At 65.2% G+C, this 18,003-nt stretch carries 18 protein-coding genes; 11 read left to right on the forward strand and 7 right to left on the reverse strand.

The window, feature by feature from the left end; all coding sequences use genetic code 11:
- Positions 1 to 98: 98 nt before the first annotated feature.
- The 10 genes from BX604_RS04800 (at position 99) to BX604_RS04845 (ending at position 8,313) form a co-directional block, all read left to right on the forward strand.
- On the forward strand, positions 99 to 743 hold the full coding sequence (locus BX604_RS04800) for a UDP-N-acetylmuramate--alanine ligase (protein WP_098552700.1): 645 nt from the start codon (positions 99 to 101) through the stop codon (positions 741 to 743).
- 7 nt (positions 744 to 750) lie between these two features.
- Positions 751 to 1,305: a TlpA family protein disulfide reductase gene (locus tag BX604_RS04805; protein ID WP_098549812.1), complete on the forward strand. Its 555-nt coding sequence runs from the start codon at positions 751 to 753 to the stop codon at positions 1,303 to 1,305.
- Between the two features lie 194 nt (positions 1,306 to 1,499).
- On the forward strand, positions 1,500 to 1,952 hold the full coding sequence (gene aroQ, locus BX604_RS04810) for a type II 3-dehydroquinate dehydratase (RefSeq protein WP_096506238.1): 453 nt from the start codon (positions 1,500 to 1,502) through the stop codon (positions 1,950 to 1,952).
- A gap of 65 nt (positions 1,953 to 2,017) precedes the next feature.
- A complete protein-coding gene (gene accB / locus BX604_RS04815; RefSeq protein WP_098549813.1) occupies positions 2,018 to 2,485 on the forward strand; it encodes an acetyl-CoA carboxylase biotin carboxyl carrier protein in 468 nt (155 codons plus the stop codon).
- Positions 2,486 to 2,569: 84 nt separating this feature from the next.
- Entirely contained in the window at positions 2,570 to 3,937 is a 1,368-nt protein-coding gene (accC, locus tag BX604_RS04820) for an acetyl-CoA carboxylase biotin carboxylase subunit (RefSeq protein ID WP_098549814.1), read from the forward strand.
- 3 nt (positions 3,938 to 3,940) lie between these two features.
- On the forward strand, positions 3,941 to 4,843 hold the full coding sequence (prmA, locus tag BX604_RS04825; RefSeq protein ID WP_098549815.1) for a 50S ribosomal protein L11 methyltransferase: 903 nt from the start codon (positions 3,941 to 3,943) through the stop codon (positions 4,841 to 4,843).
- A 45-nt stretch (positions 4,844 to 4,888) separates the two neighbouring features.
- A complete protein-coding gene (locus BX604_RS04830) occupies positions 4,889 to 6,214 on the forward strand; it encodes a DUF3426 domain-containing protein (protein WP_098549816.1) in 1,326 nt (441 codons plus the stop codon).
- A gap of 70 nt (positions 6,215 to 6,284) precedes the next feature.
- Complete coding sequence (gene tpx, locus BX604_RS04835; protein ID WP_098549817.1) at positions 6,285 to 6,788, forward strand: thiol peroxidase; 504 nt, start codon at positions 6,285 to 6,287, stop codon at positions 6,786 to 6,788.
- Positions 6,789 to 6,881: 93 nt separating this feature from the next.
- Positions 6,882 to 7,820 carry a carbohydrate kinase family protein gene (locus BX604_RS04840; RefSeq protein ID WP_098549818.1) on the forward strand — a complete coding sequence of 313 codons (939 nt, stop codon included), beginning with the start codon at positions 6,882 to 6,884 and terminating at the stop codon, positions 7,818 to 7,820.
- A 19-nt stretch (positions 7,821 to 7,839) separates the two neighbouring features.
- Entirely contained in the window at positions 7,840 to 8,313 is a 474-nt protein-coding gene (locus tag BX604_RS04845; RefSeq protein ID WP_098549819.1) for a glycine zipper 2TM domain-containing protein, read from the forward strand.
- A gap of 220 nt (positions 8,314 to 8,533) precedes the next feature.
- On the opposite strand, the gene BX604_RS04850 is transcribed toward BX604_RS04845, so the two are convergent.
- The 7 genes from BX604_RS04850 to BX604_RS04890 all read right to left on the reverse strand — a co-directional run bounded on the left by BX604_RS04850 (position 8,534) and on the right by BX604_RS04890 (position 16,517).
- Complete coding sequence (locus BX604_RS04850; protein WP_098549820.1) at positions 8,534 to 9,223, reverse strand: histone H1-like DNA-binding protein; 690 nt, start codon at positions 9,221 to 9,223, stop codon at positions 8,534 to 8,536.
- 28 nt (positions 9,224 to 9,251) lie between these two features.
- Positions 9,252 to 9,578 carry a hypothetical protein gene (locus tag BX604_RS04855; protein ID WP_081472821.1) on the reverse strand — a complete coding sequence of 109 codons (327 nt, stop codon included), beginning with the start codon at positions 9,576 to 9,578 and terminating at the stop codon, positions 9,252 to 9,254.
- Positions 9,579 to 9,660: 82 nt separating this feature from the next.
- The gene (locus tag BX604_RS04860; RefSeq protein ID WP_098549821.1) at positions 9,661 to 10,872 is read right to left on the reverse strand and encodes a ribonucleotide-diphosphate reductase subunit beta; all 1,212 of its coding nucleotides are present in this window, start codon (positions 10,870 to 10,872) and stop codon (positions 9,661 to 9,663) included.
- A gap of 364 nt (positions 10,873 to 11,236) precedes the next feature.
- Positions 11,237 to 14,242 carry a ribonucleoside-diphosphate reductase subunit alpha gene (locus tag BX604_RS04870; protein ID WP_098549823.1) on the reverse strand — a complete coding sequence of 1,002 codons (3,006 nt, stop codon included), beginning with the start codon at positions 14,240 to 14,242 and terminating at the stop codon, positions 11,237 to 11,239.
- Positions 14,243 to 14,705: 463 nt separating this feature from the next.
- A complete protein-coding gene (gene ampD / locus BX604_RS04880; protein WP_098549825.1) occupies positions 14,706 to 15,296 on the reverse strand; it encodes a 1,6-anhydro-N-acetylmuramyl-L-alanine amidase AmpD in 591 nt (196 codons plus the stop codon).
- On the reverse strand, positions 15,293 to 15,610 hold the full coding sequence (locus tag BX604_RS04885; RefSeq protein ID WP_098549826.1) for a PP0621 family protein: 318 nt from the start codon (positions 15,608 to 15,610) through the stop codon (positions 15,293 to 15,295). Before BX604_RS04885 ends, ampD begins: the two co-directional genes overlap by 4 nt.
- 13 nt (positions 15,611 to 15,623) lie before the next feature.
- On the reverse strand, positions 15,624 to 16,517 hold the full coding sequence (locus tag BX604_RS04890; protein WP_098549827.1) for a cytochrome C assembly family protein: 894 nt from the start codon (positions 16,515 to 16,517) through the stop codon (positions 15,624 to 15,626).
- An 89-nt stretch (positions 16,518 to 16,606) separates the two neighbouring features.
- On the opposite strand from BX604_RS04890, the gene ffh reads away from it, so the two are divergent.
- A complete protein-coding gene (ffh, locus tag BX604_RS04895; protein ID WP_096506206.1) occupies positions 16,607 to 17,974 on the forward strand; it encodes a signal recognition particle protein in 1,368 nt (455 codons plus the stop codon).
- Positions 17,975 to 18,003: the final 29 nt, after the last annotated feature.

The raw sequence follows: 18,003 nt of genomic DNA on the forward strand, positions 1-18,003 counted from the left end.
CGGCCCGAACGATGGATGCGGGTGCCGGCCGGCACGGCGGGCGGCGTGCAGCCGCACCGCGTTCGGGCATGGCAGCGATCGAGTATGATTGCCGGATCATGTCTCGCAAACCCCTTGTCGACCCGCGGCGCGCCCGCGAGGAAATCGCCCAGTCCGCCGCCCGCCTGATCGCGGAAGACGGCCTCGATTACGCCAGCGCAAAACGCAAGGCCGCGCGCCAGCTGTTCGGCGACGTGCGCGTGACCGGCGAATGGTTGCCGGATAACGACCTGATCGAGGAAGAACTTCGCGAGTACCTCGCCCTGTTCCAGAGCGACACGCAACCGGACGAACTGCGCCGGCTGCGCGAAATCGCGCTCGACTGGATGCGCCGGCTCGCCGAGTTCAATCCCTATGTGACGGGCGCGGTGCTGAACGGCACCGCGAACGAGCATTCGGACATCCATTTGCAGATATTCACCGACAACCCGAAGGACGTCGCGATCTACCTGCTGAACCAGAACGTTCAGTACGACGTGTCGGAGACGCGGCATTTCGCCGGTCGCGCCGACGTCGAGACGCTCAGCTTCCTGTGGCGCCCGCGGCGCGATGTGGACGCGATCGGCATTCATGTCGCGCTCTACGCGAGCGACGACCTGCGCGGCGCGCTCAAGGCCGACGCGCGTGGCCGGGTCGCCCGCGCGGACGCCGCCGCATTGCGCGCGCTCGTCGAGGCAGGCAACGCCCCTTCCGAACCGGAATGATTCAACGATGATGATGAAACGCATGTTGGCGCTCGCGGTCGTCGCGGCTGCCGCCGTCGCCGGCGGAGTCGCCGCCGGCCATTGGTTCCACGGCGACAGCGCCGACGACGGCGTCGCCGTCGCAGCCCCCGCCGCGCAGGGCAGCCCGGTCGACCAGCTGTGGGCCGCGTCGCTCACCGGCGTCGACGGCAAGCCCGCGTCGCTCGCCTCCTTCAAGGGCCAGAAGGTCGTGGTCAATTTCTGGGCGTCGTGGTGCGGCCCGTGCGTCGAGGAGATGCCGGAGCTCGTCGCGCTGTCGCATCAATACAAGCAGAAAGGCATCCGCTTCATCGGGATCGGCGTCGATTCCGACCAGAACGTGAAGAACTTCCTGCAGAAAGTGAAGGTCGACTACCCGGTCTTCGTCAGCGGTTATGCGGGCGCCGATCTGGCCCGTAATTTCGGAAATACCGCCGGCGCGTTGCCGTTTACGGTCGTCATCGACGAAACCGGCAAGATTCGCGAGACAAAATTGGGACAAATCCAGCCGGCCGAGCTAAAAAAGACCCTCGACGCGTTGTGATCGTCCTGAACGGCCACCCGCACGTTGGCGGCGATTTGTGCGTCGATCGCCGCAATTTCACGTCAATTCGCCGATACTTTGCATCCGCACCGGTAATTCTTGCAGGTCCGGCGCGCTCGGCCGTTCGGCAAAACTAGACAAAATTCTCTAAATAGCGCTAAAGTTCGCGCAATTCCGCAGAAATAGAAGCGACCATGACACGATTGCTGGTGCTGCACGGCCCCAACCTGAACCTTCTCGGCACCCGGGAACCGGAGGTGTACGGCCACGTCACGCTGGCGCAGATCGATCAGGCGCTTGCCGCGCGTGCCCAGGAAGCGGGTGCCGAGCTGTCGTCGTTCCAGAGCAACCATGAAGGCGCGCTCGTCGACCGCATCCAGGCCGCACGGCAGGAACAAACCGACTTCATCCTGATCAATCCGGCCGCGTATACGCACACGAGCGTCGCGATCCGGGACGCGATCGCCGGCGTTGGCATCCCGTTCGTCGAGATTCATCTGTCGAACGTGCACCGCCGCGAAGCGTTCAGGCACCACTCCTACTTTTCCGACCAGGCTGAAGGCGTGATCTGCGGGCTGGGCTGGAAAGGTTATCTGTACGCGCTCGAGTACGCGCTGGACAAGCTGCAAGGCGCGTCGCGCGGCTGATTTCGCGATCTAGATTCAGCGCCGGTCCCACCCGGCGCTTTCACGTATTGAAAGGGGAATTCCCGATGGATCTTCGTAAGCTGAAAACTCTGATCGACCTCGTTTCCGAATCCGGCATCTCGGAACTGGAAGTGACAGAGGGCGAAGGCAAGGTGCGTATCGTCAAGAATGCGCCGCCGGTCTATGTCCAGCAGACGGCCGGATTTGCCCCGCAGGTCAGCGCACCGGCCCCGTCGGCCGCGCTGCCGACCGAAGGCGCGGCTGCGTCGGCAGGCGCGGCTGCGCCCGCCGTGCCGCAAGGCCACGTCGTGACGTCGCCGATGGTCGGCACGTTCTACCGCGCGCCGTCGCCGGGCGCGGATCCGTTCACCCAGGTCGGTGACACGGTCAAGGAAGGCCAGACCATCTGCATCATCGAAGCGATGAAGCTGCTCAACGAGATCGAGTCGGACAAAGCCGGCGTGATCAAGGAAATCCTCGTCGAGAACGGCCAGGCCGTCGAATACGGCCAACCGCTTTTCGTGATCGGCTAAGCCCGCTGCGCGGCCTCCCGGCCGCGCACCGCCGATGCTCGCCAGGCGCCGTTCGCGCGCCCCTCGAAGAGACGAATACTCGCTATGTTTGAAAAAATCCTCATTGCCAACCGCGGTGAAATCGCGCTGCGCATCCAGCGTGCGTGCCGCGAGCTCGGCGTCAAGACGGTGGTCGTCTACTCGGAAGCCGACAAGGAAGCCAAGTACGTACGCCTCGCGGACGAAGCCGTCTGTATCGGCCCGGCTCCGTCGAACCTGAGCTACCTGAACATGCCGGCGCTGATCAGCGCCGCGGAAGTCACCGATGCCGAAGCGATCCACCCCGGCTACGGCTTCCTGTCGGAGAACGCCGACTTCGCGGAACGCGTCGAGCAGTCGGGCTTCACGTTCATCGGCCCGCGCCCGGAAACGATCCGCATGATGGGTGACAAGGTCACCGCGAAGCAGACCATGATCAAGACCGGCGTGCCCTGCGTGCCGGGTTCGGAAGGCGCGTTGCCGGACGATCCGAAGGAGATCGTGAAGATTGCGCGCACGATCGGCTATCCGGTGATCATCAAGGCAGCAGGCGGCGGCGGTGGCCGCGGGATGCGTGTCGTGCACACCGAGGCGGCGCTCGTGAACGCGGTCAACATGACCCGCGAGGAAGCCGGCCGTGCGTTCGGCAACCCGCAGGTGTACATGGAGAAGTTCCTCGAGAACCCGCGCCACATCGAAATCCAGATCCTGTCCGATGCGCACAAGAACGCGATCTGGCTCGGTGAGCGCGACTGCTCGATGCAGCGTCGTCACCAGAAGGTGATCGAGGAAGCGCCGGCGCCCGGCATTCCGCGCCGCCTGATCGAACGCATCGGCGACCGCTGCGCGGACGCGTGCAAGAAGATGGGCTACCTCGGCGCGGGCACGTTCGAATTCCTGTACGAGAACAACGAGTTCTACTTCATCGAGATGAACACGCGCGTGCAGGTCGAGCACCCGGTATCGGAACTGATCACGGGCGTCGACATCGTGCAGGAACAGATCCGCATCGCGGCCGGCGAGAAGCTCGCGCTGCGCCAGCGCGACATCCAGTTCCGCGGCCATGCGATCGAATGCCGGATCAACGCGGAAGATCCGTTCAAGTTCACGCCGTCGCCGGGCCGGATCACGTCGTGGCATACGCCGGGCGGCCCCGGCGTGCGCGTCGACTCGCATGCCTACAATGGCTATTTCGTGCCGCCGAACTATGATTCGATGATCGGCAAGCTGATCACCTACGGCGCCACGCGCGACCAAGCGATCCGCCGGATGCGCATCGCGCTGTCGGAAATGGTCGTCGAAGGCATCCAGACCAACATCCCGCTGCACCGCGAGCTGATGATCGACTCAAAGTTCGTCGAAGGCGGCACCAGCATCCATTATCTCGAACACCGGCTCGCCCAGAAGCAGCAGGTCGCACCGGAAGAAGCGTAAAGCATGAGCTATCGCGAACTCGTCGTCGAACTGGCCCGTGAGCATGCGGAGGCGCTGTCCGACGCGCTGCTCGAACTGGGCGCGCTGTCGGTTTCCGTCGAGGACGCCGACGCCGACACGCCCGACGAACAGCCGCTCTTCGGCGAGCCGGGCCTCGTGCCGGACCGTACCGCGTGGCAGCACTCGCGCGTGATCGCGCTGCTGTCGCCCGATCACGAGCCGGCCGTGCTGCTCGCGGCGGCCGCAAACGAAATCGGCGTCGCCGAGACACCGAAGTTCGACGTTCGTGAAGTCGAGGAACAGGACTGGGTGCGGCTCACGCAGTCGCAATTCGAGCCGATCCCGATCGGCGAGCGAATCTGGGTCGTGCCGTCCTGGCACGACGCGCCTGATCCCGACGCGCTGATCCTCGAACTCGACCCCGGTCTCGCATTCGGCACCGGCAGCCACCCGACCACGCGTCTGTGCATGGAATGGCTCGAGCAGTCGGTGAAGCCCGGCCAGTCGGTGCTCGACTACGGTTGCGGCTCGGGCATTCTCGCGATCCTCGCGCAGAAATGCGGGGCGAACCCCGTCGTCGGCATCGACATCGACCCGCAAGCGGTCGAATCGGCGCGGCAGAACAGCGAGCGCAACCGTGCGGAAGTCACGTACGGGCTGCCCGACGCCTGCCCGGCCGGCGAGTTCGACATCGTTGTCGCGAACATCCTGTCGAACCCGCTGAAGCTGATGGCGTCGATGCTCGCATCGAAGGTGAAACCGGGTGGCCGCATCGCGCTGTCGGGCGTGCTCGCGCGCCAGGCGGACGAAGTCGCGGCCGTCTATGCGCGCTACGTCGACATCTCGGTATGGCGCGAACACGAAGGTTGGGTATGCCTCGCCGGAACCCGGCGGGAAAGCCATTAGAATAGCGCTGTCCCTCACTCTGGCCTGCAGGCCGCCCGGCTCGACATGCTTCTTGCGACGCGCTGCCCTCATTGCGAAACCGTCTTCCGGCTGCAGCAGGAACAGCTCTCGCTGCATGACGGGCTCGTGCGCTGCGGACACTGCCAGCAGGTCTTCAACGCATCGCAATCGCTCGTTCCCGAACTGGCGCAGCAGCCCGAGCCGGCGCTGAACGACGTGGCACCGGCCGCCGACACGCGGCACGACGCCGCGCCCGCGCGGCTCTTCACCGCCGCTGCGCCCGCCGAACCGGCCTCATCCGATGCCGACTACAAACCCGAAGGCTGGGACATGTGGGCGCCATGGCTCGACGCCGGCGTCGACCCGTCCTTGCAGCACACCGTGCAAACCGTGCGCACCGAACCGCTGGTGCCGCTGGCGCTGCCGGCCACGGAGGCCGGTGTCGTCCACTTGACCGGCACGCCCGCGCCGATCTCGCCCGCCCCTGCCGAACCGCACGCTTTCACGTCCACCGCCGAACCGGCCGAATCGACGCCGACTCCGTACCAAACCCGTGAGTCATCCACACCATCGGCCGAGCACGACCCGCGCGAACCGCGCTTCGTCGCCCACACGCCGTCGGATGCGGATGCACGCGTTGTCGCCGATGCAGCCGAACCCGTCGGCAGCACACGCTTCGCCGCGCCCGACGACGAACGCGCGCCGCGCGAACCGCGCTTCGCATTCACGCCGGTGCAAGCCGCGCCGGAACCGGACACCCACGCGGACGAACGCGCCGCTGCGCCGGCCGCGACCGCCGGCGAACCCGCTGAACCGTTCCCCGCCGCCCTGACCGACGACGACCGCCCGCATTTCGCCGTCACGCGCGAAACGCCCGCCCCGCGGCAACGCGGGGTGATCGGCGGCTTCTTCGGCGGCCTCGTCGCCGCCGCGCTCGCGGTGCTGCTCGTCGCGCAGCTCGCATGGTGGCAGCGTGAGGCGCTGATGATCCATTGGCCCGTCACGCAGGGCTGGTTCCGGCAAGCATGCGCGCCGCTAGGCTGCACGGTCGCGCCGCCGCGCGCGATCAACGGTTTGCGGCTCGACGCGACCGACCTGCGCCAGCTCGACGGCCCACGCGTGCTGGAATTGAAGGTGCCGCTGACGAACCGCTACCGCGTCGCGCTCGCGTACCCGTCGCTCGAGCTCACGCTGCTCGACGACACCAATCACGTGACCGTGCGCCGCGTGCTCGCGCCGCGCGACTACGTGCGCCCGGGCACGCCGATCGACGCCGGGTTGCCGGCCGGCACGACGCAGACGATGGTCGTGCGTCTCGACACGAACGGCGTGCCCGCATCGAATTTCCGCGTCCAGATCTTCTATCCGTGACGCACCGCGGCGCGCATGCGCGCCGTCTCAACCCGCGCGCCCGAAGGGCGCGCTATTTCGGAGCACGAACATGAGCAAAGTTACGCTGGGTGGCAACCCGATCGATCTCGCCGGCACGTTCCCGGCCGTCGGCTCGCAAGCCCCCGACTTCAAGCTGGTCGGCAAGGACCTCGCCGACGTGTCGCTCGCCAGCTTCGCCGGCAAGCGCAAGGTGCTGAACATCGTGCCGAGCCTCGACACGCCGACCTGCGCGACGTCGACCCGCAAGTTCAACGAAGCCGCATCGTCGCTCGACAACACGGTCGTGGTCGTCGTGTCGGGCGACCTGCCGTTCGCCGCTACGCGCTTCTGCACGACCGAAGGCCTGTCGAACGTCGTGACGGCTTCGACGTTCCGCGCCGGCCGCGCATTCGCGAACGCCTACGGCGTCGACGTGACGAGCGGCCCGCTGAACGGCCTGACCGCCCGTGCGGTCGTGGTGCTCGACGCGCAGGACAAGGTGATCCACGCGCAACTCGTCAGCGAGATCAAGGACGAGCCGAACTACGACGCAGCACTCGCCGCACTGAAGTAATCCGCTGCCGCCCGGCCCTGCCGCGCGAGGCCCGACGGGCCCTTCGCGCCGGCCGGGCGGCCGCCCCCTTTGCTCTCTACAGGAACGCACGCCTTGACTACGCTGATTTGCGGCTCGCTCGCCTACGACAACATCATGACCTTCGAAGGCCGGTTTCGCGAGCACATCCTGCCCGACCAGGTTCACCTTCTCAACGTGAGCTTCCTCGTGCCGACGATGCGTCGCGAATTCGGCGGTTGCGCGGGGAACATCGCTTACGCACTGCACATGCTCGGCGGCGATGCGCGCATCATGGCGACGGTCGGCGCGAACGACGCGGACCGCTATCTCGAGCGCCTCGACGCCCTCGGCCTGTCGAAGGCGAGCGTGCGCGTGGTGCCCGAAACGCACACCGCGCAGGCGATGATCACGACCGATCTCGACAACAACCAGATCACCGCATTCCACCCGGGCGCGATGATGCAGTCGCATCTGAACCGCGCGGACGAAGTGTCGGGCGTGAAGCTCGGCATCGTCGCACCGGACGGCTTCGACGGGATGGTCCAGCACGCCGAGCAATTCGCGAAGGCCGGCATCCCGTTCATCTTCGATCCGGGCCAGGGTCTGCCGCTGTTCGACGGTGCGACGCTGCGCCGCATCATTGAACTCGCGACCTTCGTCGCGGTCAACGACTACGAAGGCAAACTCGTCAGCGACAAGACGGGTTGGTCCGAACAGGAAATCGCCAGCCGGGTTCAGGCGTTGATCATCACGCGCGGCGAGCACGGCTCTACCATTCTTCACAAAAACGGCGAAGAACAGATTCCGGTCGTGCAAGCCGAGCGCGTCGTCGATCCGACCGGCTGCGGCGACGCCTTCCGGGGCGGCCTGCTGTACGGCATCGAGAATGGCCTCGACTGGGCAACCACGGGCCGCCTCGCGAGCCTGATGGGCTCGATCAAGATCGCCCACCAAGGGCCCCAGACTTACGCACTGACGCGCGCCGAAATCGATGCGCGCTTCGAGGCTGCCTTCGGTTACAGTCTCAAATGAATATTGTGGGAGAGCACAGATGTTGACGAAAAAAACCCTCACGCTCGCGGCCATGCTGACGGCCACGCTGACGCTGGCCGGCTGCTTCACGCCGCCGGGTTCGGCGGACGTCTATAGCGTCGGCCAGGCACAGCGCGAGCAGACGGTACGCATGGGCACGGTCGAAAGCATCCGTGCGGTGCGCATCCAGTCCGACAACGGCGGCAGCGCGATCGGCACGCTCGGCGGCGGTGCGCTCGGCGCAGTCGCGGGCAGCGCGATCGGCGGCGGCAAGGGGTCGATCCTGACGGCGATTGCGGGCGGTCTCGTCGGCGCGGTCGCGGGCAACGCGGTCGGCGAAAACCTCAGCACGGCGAACGGTGTTGAAATCACCGTGCGCCTCGACAACGGCGACCTGCGCTCGATCACGCAGGCAGCGAGCGGCGAAATGTTCCGCGCGGGCGACCGTGTGCGACTGCTGTCGAGCGGCGGCGTCACGCGCGTCACGCACTAACGAGCATCCTCAGCACGCGGCGCAAGCCGCGGTCGAACGCATGTGCGAAGCTGCACATGCGTTTTTTTTCGTCCGTACCCGCCGCGCCGGCCGGCACATGAGCGCAGAAATACGGACGAAAAAAATCCCGCCATCCAGGCCGGATGGCGGGACCGATTGAGTAGCGCTACTCAACCCGCGGACACCACGTGAGTGTCCGGGTAGTACTGGTCAGTCGCGATTACGGGCGGCTGCCGGTCGGGAACGGCCATGCCGCTGCCGGGTTGAGCGCGGTCTTCGCGCCCGATGCCGGCGCAACCGATGCGGTCGACGCGGTGGTTGCCGGTGCAGCCTTCTTCACGACGGCCTTCTTCGGAGCAGCAGCCTTCTTCGCCGGAGCGGCAGCCTTCGGAGCGGCAGCCTTCGGTGCAGCAGCAGCCTTCTTCGCAGGGGCAGCCTTCTTGGCGGGCGCAGCCTTCTTCGCAGCAGCCTTCTTCGCAGGCGCGGCCTTCTTGGCAGCAGCCTTCTTCGCAGGCGCAGCCTTCTTGGCAGCAGCCTTCTTCGCCGGTGCGGCCTTCTTCGCAGCTGCCTTCTTCGCCGGTGCGGCCTTCTTGGCTGCAACCTTCTTCACTGCGGCCTTCTTCGCCGGTGCTGCCTTCTTCGCGGCAACCTTCTTCACTGCGGCCTTCTTCGCCGGTGCTGCCTTCTTCGCGGCAACCTTCTTCACCGCGACCTTCTTCGCAGCAACCTTCTTCGCAGCTGCCTTCTTCGCCGGTGCTGCCTTCTTCGCGGCAACCTTCTTCACCGCGACCTTCTTCGCAGCAACCTTCTTCACTGCAGCGGCCTTCTTCGCCGGAGCTGCAGCCTTCTTCGCAACCGTCTTCTTGGCAGCAACCTTCTTAGCAGCCGGTTTCTTCTTGGCAGTAGCCATGTTGTTCTCCTTCAGGTTCAGATGAGAGTCAGTTCAAACTACACCCTTCGTCAAAACCCGCTTCCCGCGGACGCTGTTCAGGACGTGCGCTTCGAAGCGGGCTATTCATCGGCGTACGCGGATACCGCGCGCTTACGCTAATGAATACGGTATGGCGCGCGTGACCCCATGGCCTCGCGCGCCAAATCAAGTCGGTAGCCGGCGCGCCTCGCGCCGCCACCCCTAATCGCTTGATCAAGCGGACCGCCACACGGCCGTCCGCTTTTTCCGGAGGGAAGTTTGCCCATCCCACTGAAGGGTTCGCAAAGTGCCGATCATGTCGTTGGGCCGTTAAGGCACCGGGCATGCTTTGCATCAGGCGTTCTTGCTCCTAAACCTTGGGCCGGGGCCGAGAGGCCACCGGCTGCTCCATCATGTGACGAGTTCGCTGCTGCGGGTTATTCCCAGGACAGCGCGCCGCCCGTCTGATACTCGATCACTCGCGTCTCGAAGAAGTTGCGTTCCTTCTTCAGGTCGATCATTTCGCTCATCCACGGGAACGGGTTTTCCTCGTTCGGGTACAGCGGATCGAGGCCGATCTGCTGGCAACGGCGGTTGCTGATGAAGCGCAGATAGCTCTTGAACATCGACGCGTTCAGACCCAGTACGCCGCGCGGCATCGTGTCCTCGGCGTAGCGGTATTCGAGTTCGACAGCCTGCTTGAACAGCTCGCGGATCTCCGCGCGGAATTCCGCGGTCCAGAGATGCGGGTTCTCGAGCTTGATCTGGTTGATCAGGTCGATGCCGAAATTGCAATGCATCGACTCGTCGCGCAGGATGTACTGATATTGCTCTGCAGCACCCGTCATCTTGTTCTGGCGGCCGAGCGCGAGGATCTGCGTGAAGCCGACATAGAAGAACAGGCCTTCCATGATGCAGGCGAACACGATCAGCGACTTCAGCAGCTTCTGATCCGCTTCGAGCGTGCCGGTCTTGAAAGCCGGGTCCGTCAGCGTGTGGATGAACGGGATCAGGAATTCGTCCTTCGCGCGGATCGACGTGACCTCGTGGTACGCGTTGAAGATCTCGCCTTCGTCGAGACCGAGCGATTCGACAATGTATTGGTACGCGTGCGTGTGGATCGCCTCTTCGAACGCCTGGCGCAGCAGGAACTGCCGGCACTCGGGCGCCGTGATGTGGCGGTACGTGCCGAGCACGATGTTGTTCGCGGCGAGCGAATCGGCCGTCACGAAGAAGCCGAGGTTACGCTTGACGATGCGGCGCTCGTCCTCGGTCAGACCATTCGGGTCCTTCCACAGTGCGATGTCGCGGGACATGTTGATTTCCTGCGGCATCCAGTGGTTCGCGCAACCTGCCAGATACTTTTCCCACGCCCACTTGTACTTGAACGGCACCAGCTGATTGACGTCAGTCTGGCCGTTGATGATGCGCTTGTCGGCGACATTGACCCGCGCTTCGGAACCGCCAGCGGGAACAGCCGATGCTTGCGGCGGCACCGCAAGATCGCCTTCGAAAATGTCACGGACCTGATGGGCGGCAGGCGCTGCAGCCTGCATTCCGACAGCCATCCCGGCGGGGGTGCGCAACGCGTTTTGCTGCGCTCCGCTCGCGGGGGTTGCGGCAGTCTTCTCGTCATCCCAGTTGAGCATAAATTCTCACCATCAATTTAGAACGGTTTGTACCATCTTTTCCTGAGCGATAAAAGGGTTCGCTCACGAAAAATCCTTTTTTCGATTCGCGTTGCGACCTCGATACAACACTTTGAGCAACGCATCGTCGTTCATGCAGAGCGCGACGTGTGTCGCGCATGTATCGCGAGGTGCGCTCGACGCATCGAACGCTGATCGAAACGCGACGCTGTCGGGGATGTTTCGATCGCTTGCCGGTGACTGCAACGCAGATGTCGCGTTACAGATTCCTTATCATTTTTTTAGTTGAGAGCGGCGCACACTTCAACCTCGATCGGTTGTCATGCGCGCCGCTCGAACCTACTTCAGGTCAACGCGCGCCGCGTTACTGGCAAGCTTCGCACTCGTCGAAGCCCGGATCGCCCGGACGCATCGTGCACACCGGACCGTCTGCTTCGACCGGTGCAAGCGCCGGTGCCGCATTGACCGCACCCGACGATGCATCGCCACCTGCCGCACCGAAGCCGCCTGCTGCGCCTTGCGCGCCGCCGCTGCTCGAGCCACCGCCGCCCGCACCGCCCGTCGGCACTGCGTTCAGCGCGCCGTGTGCGACCGTCGACTTCTCGACGTGCGTCGCCGCCATCGTGCGGAGGTAGTAGGTCGTCTTCAGACCGCGCAGCCATGCGAGCTTGTAGGTCTCGTCGAGCTTCTTGCCCGACGCGCCGCCCATGTAGATGTTCAGCGACTGCGCCTGGTCGATCCACTTCTGACGACGCGATGCCGCTTCGACCAGCCACGTCGGATCGACTTCGAACGCGGTCGCGTAGATCGCACGCAGGTCGGCCGGGATGCGGTCGATGCGCGACAGCATGCCGTCGAAGTACTTCAGGTCGGCGACCATCACTTCGTCCCACAGGCCGCGTTCCTTCAGGTCGCGAACGAGGTACTCGTTCACCACCGTGAATTCGCCCGACAGGTTCGACTTCACGTACAGGTTCTGGAAGGTCGGCTCGATACATGCCGACACGCCGATGATGTTCGAGATCGTCGCCGTCGGCGCGATCGCGACGCAGTTCGAGTTGCGCATGCCGTGCGAGGCGATCCGCGAACGCAGCGTCGTCCAGTCGAGCGACTCCGACGTGTCGACCTCGACGTAGCCGCCACGCGCTTCCGTCAGCAGCTTCAGCGTGTCCTGCGGGAGGATGCCGCGATCCCACAGCGAGCCGCGGTAGCTCGAGTAGCGGCCGCGCTCTTCGGCCAGCTCGGTCGACGCGTAGTACGCGTAGTAGCAGACCGCTTCCATCGAACGATCGGCGAACTCGACCGCCGCGTCCGACGCGTACGGCGTGCGCAGCAGGTGCAGGCAGTCCTGGAAGCCCATGATGCCCATGCCGACCGGGCGGTGCTTCAGGTTCGAGTTACGCGCCTTCGGCACCGCGTAGTAGTTGATGTCGATCACGTTGTCGAGCATGCGCATCGCGACGCTGATCGTGCGCTTCAGCTTGTCGTGGTCGAGCACGTAGCTGCCGTCGGCCTGCTTCACCAGGTGGGCGACGAGGTTCACGGAACCGAGGTTGCACACCGCGATTTCGGTGTCGCTCGTGTTTAGCGTGATTTCCGTGCACAGGTTCGACGAGTGGACGACGCCGACGTGCTGCTGCGGCGAGCGGATGTTGCACGGATCCTTGAACGTGATCCACGGATGGCCCGTTTCGAACAGCATGCCGAGCATCTTGCGCCAGAGTTGCTGCGCCGGGATCTTCTTGAACAGCTTGATCTCGCCGCGCGCGACCTTGTCTTCGTAAGCCGTGTAAGCCGCCTCGAACTCCGCGCCGAACTTGTCGTGCAGATCCGGGCAGGTCGACGGCGAGAACAGCGTCCAGTCCTTGCCTTCCATCACGCGCTTCATGAACAGGTCGGGAATCCAGTTCGCCGTGTTCATGTCGTGCGTGCGGCGGCGATCGTCGCCGGTGTTCTTGCGCAGCTCGAGGAACTCCTCCATGTCCAGGTGCCACGATTCGAGGTACGCGCACACCGCGCCCTTGCGCTTGCCACCCTGGTTGACCGCGACGGCCGTGTCGTTGACGACCTTCAGGAACGGCACCACGCCTTGCGACTTGCCGTTCGTGCCCTTGATATGCGAGCCGAGTGCACGCACGCGCGTCCAGTCGTTGCCCAGGCCGCCGGCGAACTTCGACAGCAGCGCGTTTTCCTTCAACGCTTCATAGATGCCGTCGAGATCGTCCGCGACCGTCGTCAGGTAGCACGACGACAGCTGCGAGCGGTGCGTGCCGGAGTTGAACAGCGTCGGCGTCGAGCTCATGAAGTCGAAGCTCGACAGCACGTTGTAGAACTCGATCGCGCGCGTTTCGCGGTCGATCTCGTTCAGCGACAGGCCCATCGCGACGCGCATGAAGAATGCCTGCGGCATTTCGATGCGGCTGCCGTCGACGTGCAGGAAGTAGCGGTCGTACAGCGTCTGCAGGCCGAGGTAGCCGAACTGCAGGTCGCGGTTCGCGTCGAGCGCTGCGCCGAGACGCGTCAGGTCGAACTGCAGCAGCTTGTCGTCGAGCAGGCCGGCATCGACGCCGCGCTTCAGGAACTGCGGGAAATATTCCGCGTAGCGGGTCGACATCTCTGCCTGGACCACTTCCTCGCCGAGGATCTCGCGACGGATCGTGTGCAGCAGGATGCGGGCCGTGACCTGGCTGTATGCCGGATCCTTTTCGATCATCGTGCGCGCTGCGAGGATCGCCGAGTCGTAGACCTGGCTCATCGGCACGCCGTCGTACAGGTTCTTCACCGTCTCCGCGACGATCGGATCAGGGTTAACCGCAGCGCCGAGACCGTCGCATGCCGACACGATCAGTGCGCGCAGTGCGTTCAGGTCGAGCGGGCGCGTGACGCCGTTGTCGACGACGTTGATGCCGGTGTTCGATTCGCCGCCGACGACCGCGGCTTCCTCGCCCGCATGCTGACGCTCGAGGTGACGCTTCTCGCGATACAGCACGTACGCACGCGCGACGTTGTGCTCGCCACCGCGCATCAGCGCGAGTTCGACCTGGTCCTGGATGTCTTCGATATGGAACGTACCGCCGTTCGGACGGCTGCGCACGAGCGCGCGCACGACGTTGTGCGTCAGCTGCTCGACGAGTTCGCGCACGCGCGCCGATGCCGCGCCCTGCCCGCCATTGACGGCCAGGAAAGCCTTGGTCACCGCGATCGCGATCTTCGAAGGCTCGAACGACACCACGCTGCCGTTACGGCGGATCACCTTGTAGTCGGCGAACGTGGCTTGCGGCGCGAGGCCCTGCGCGCCCTGTTCGGTCCCGCCGAGCGGACGGCTCGAGGCGCTCTCGTACTGGGACGTCGCGTTGTCGGTGGTTTGCATATGCAAAGCTCCTGGTGTTGGATGGTGCGGAGAGAACCGCGGATTAAAACGAACGCTGCGCAATGCGGTGCGCAAGCGGTAAGAGGCGAGCGATGCGTCGGGGAAACCGGTGCGGCCGATGCGCGACAACCGATCCGGTCGTGTGCTTCGTCATGTGTACCCTGCCCCGTCGAAGTTCGCTGCGCTTGATCGCGACGCCCGGACTGTCCGGCCTGATGCGCCGCCTGAGAACCCTGTTCCGCCGGCGTTGCCCGCCGGCCGGTGCCGCTCGGGTTTCCCCTGCGACACACACTATATCTAGTACAGAACTACTCAACCGGCACCAAGTATAGTGGACATTCGGACGAGGTCAAAACGGATAATTTGCGCGAAAGGTATTGACATCACACCCACCCCCCGGACGGGTAGACGTGACAAGGCATTGGTCGGAAAAATTTTTTTCGCCGCCTCAAAAACCCTGCGCTCAGTGCTGACGGAAAGGAAAGTATTCGGCGGAAAAGCCCGCATCGCCCGCGAAGCGTTGCCAATCGAAGTGCGGCCCCGGGTCGGTCTTGCGGCCTGGCGCGATGTCGGAATGCCCGGCTACCGCATCGACCGGATAGCGCGCGGCAAGCGTGCGGGCGAGCACGCCGAGCGTAGCGTACTGCGCTGCGTCGAACGGCACGTCGTCCGCGCCTTCGAGCTCGATGCCGATCGAGAAGTCGTTGCAGCGCGGTCGGCCGAAGAACTCGGATGCGCCCGCATGCCACGCGCGCGCGTCGCACGACACGAACTGCACGAGTTCGCCGTCCCGGCGGATCAGGAAGTGCGCGGACACGCGCACGTCGCGCAGGTGACGCTGGTAATAGGGGTGCGCATCGCAATCGAGGCGATTCAGGAACAGCGCCTCGATCGCGTCGCCACCGAATTCGCCGGGCGGCAGGCTGATGTTGTGCACGACGACGAGCGTCGGCACCGCGCCCGCGGGCCGCGCCTCGAAATTCGGCGACGGCGCATGGCGCGCTTCGCGCACCCAGCCGTTCGCGTCGACCGACAGCCGCGGTGTGTCGCTCATCGCGCGTCGGAGCCGCTCGCGTGCGTGCGATGGCGCTGTGCGTGCTCGGCGCTGCAGAAATACTCGCCGTCCGACGCGACGGCTTCGCCCTTCGGCGCATGCACGCCGCATTCGGCGCAGCGCACCATCGGTTCGGGCAGCGAGCGCACATCGCCGTTCGGGCGGCCCGTGCCGGCGCCGCCGTGACCGGGCGCGCCATCGTAGCCGGCGCCGCGGCCGGTACGCGTCTGCGCGTGTTCCTGGGCCTGGCGCAGCTTGCGCGCGATCCACGAACCCGCGAAGAAGAGAATGATCAGGAGAAGAATCTGTCGCATCGGAAACCTGCGTTCAAACCACGGAGCGGTGCAGCAGCACCTCGAAAACGAACCGGCTGCCGACATACGCGAGCAGCAGCGCGGCAAACGACACGAGCACCCAGCGCGCGGCGCCGCGCCCGCGCCAGCCCGACGTCTTGTGCGCGACCAGCAGGCCGCCGAACATCAGCCACGACACCACCGCGAACACGGTCTTGTGGTCGAGCCGCAGCGCGCGCGCATCGACCTGCTCGCTGAACAGGATCCCCGATGCAAGCGTCAGCGTGAGCAGCACGAAGCCCGCGCCGATCAGCCGGAACAGCAGCTTCTCGAGCGTGAGGAGCGGCGGCAGCGTTTCGAGCCAGCTCGCGATCCAGCCGGTCGAGCCGCCGCGTCCGCCGCTTCGCAGCGACTGCAGACGCCGCTCGACCATCAGCATCAGGATCGCGTGCAGTGCGGCGATCGCGAAGAGGCCATACGCGATGTTCGCGATCAGGAAGTGCATCTTGAACAACGGTGCTGCGGCATAAGGCAGCACCCGCACGCCGCCGAACACGAGCGGCAGCAGCGACGCGATGCACGCGAGCGGCAGCACGAGCAGGCGCAGGCTGTCGAGCGGGAAGAAGAAGCTCTCGATCCAGTAGATGCCGGCGCCGAGCCAGAACATCGCGGACAGCGCGAACGCGAACCCGAAGATCATCGCGTCGTTCGGGAAGATCGTCATGTGCAGCAGCACGCCGTGCGCGACGAGCGCGGCAAACAGCAGCGCGCGGCCGGCCCCGCTCATCCCCGACGCGGCGGACGCGGGGACCGGCACGGCCGGCACGCTCGCGACGAGCGGCGTCGCGCCCTGGCGGTGGGTGCGCCAGCCTGCGACGGCGAGGCCGCCGTACAGGAATGCGGTGAGGGCATACAGTACAATATCCATGTTCGAAGTTTACACTAGGCCCCCTTCCCGCGACGGCTCCCTTTGTTCGGTTCCGTTGCGCCTTCGGGCCCCACTGTCCAACGCTCCCCATGCTCGACAATCTCACTCAACGGATGGCGCGCGTCGTCAAGACGCTGCGCGGCGAGGCCCGGCTTACCGAGGCGAACACCCAGGAGATGCTCCGCGAGGTGCGTCTCGCGCTGCTGGAGGCCGACGTCGCACTGCCCGTCGTCCGCGAATTCATCGCCAAGGTCAAGGAAAAGGCGCTCGGCGAGGAGGTGATCAGCAGCCTGTCGCCGGGCCAGGCGCTCGTCGGCGTGGTCCAGAAGGAACTGACCGCGGTGATCGGCGGCGACTACGAAGGCAAGGCCGCCGAGCTGAACCTCGCGGTCACGCCGCCCGCCGTGATCCTGATGGCCGGCCTGCAGGGCGCCGGCAAGACCACGACCGTCGGCAAGCTCGCGAAGCTGCTGCGCGAAAAGTACAAGAAGAAGGTGCTGACGGTGTCGTGCGACGTGTATCGCCCGGCCGCAATCATGCAGTTGAAAACGGTGACCGAACAGGTCGGCGCCGACTTCTTCCCGTCGACGCCGGACCAGAAGCCCGTCGACATCGCGGTTGCCGCCGTCGACTGGGCGAAGCGCCACTACCATGACGTGCTGCTCGTCGACACGGCCGGCCGTCTCGGTATCGACGAAGCGATGATGCAGGAAATCGCCGCGCTGCACGGCACGCTGAAGCCGGCCGAAACGCTGTTCGTCGTCGACGCGATGCTCGGCCAGGACGCGGTCAACACCGCGAAGGCGTTCAGCGACACGCTGCCGCTCACCGGCGTCGTGCTGACCAAGCTCGACGGCGATTCGCGCGGTGGCGCGGCGCTGTCGGTGCGTCACGTCACGGGCAAGCCGATCAAGTTCGTCGGCGTCGCCGAAAAGCTCGACGGCCTCGAGGTGTTCCACCCCGACCGGATGGCGAACCGGATCCTCGGCATGGGCGACATCCTCGCGCTCGTCGAGGAAGCGCAGCGCGGCGTCGACGTACAGGCCGCGCAGAAGCTCGCCGACAAGGTGAAGAAAGGCGGCGACTTCGACCTGAACGATTTCCGCGCGCAGATCTCGCAGATGAAGAACATGGGCGGCCTGTCGTCGCTGATGGACAAGCTGCCTGCGCAGTTCCAGCAGGCGGCGGCCGGTGCCGACATGGGCCAGGCCGAGAAATCGATCCGCCGGATGGAAGGCATCATCAGCTCGATGACGCCCGCCGAGCGCGCGAAACCCGAGATCATCAAGGCGACGCGCAAGCGCCGCATTGCAGCCGGCGCGGGCGTGCCGGTGCAGGAAGTCAACCGGATGCTGAACCAGTACGACCAGATGCGTACGATGATGAAGAAGCTGAAGGGCGGCAACATGCAGAAGATGATGCGCGGCCTGAAGGGCATGATGCCCGGCATGCGCTGATTTCGCCCGTCGGCCGGCGCGCGGGTTTT

The sequence above is a fragment of the Burkholderia sp. JKS000303 genome, assembly GCF_002563755.1.
Lineage (GTDB): Bacteria > Pseudomonadota > Gammaproteobacteria > Burkholderiales > Burkholderiaceae > Burkholderia > Burkholderia anthina_B.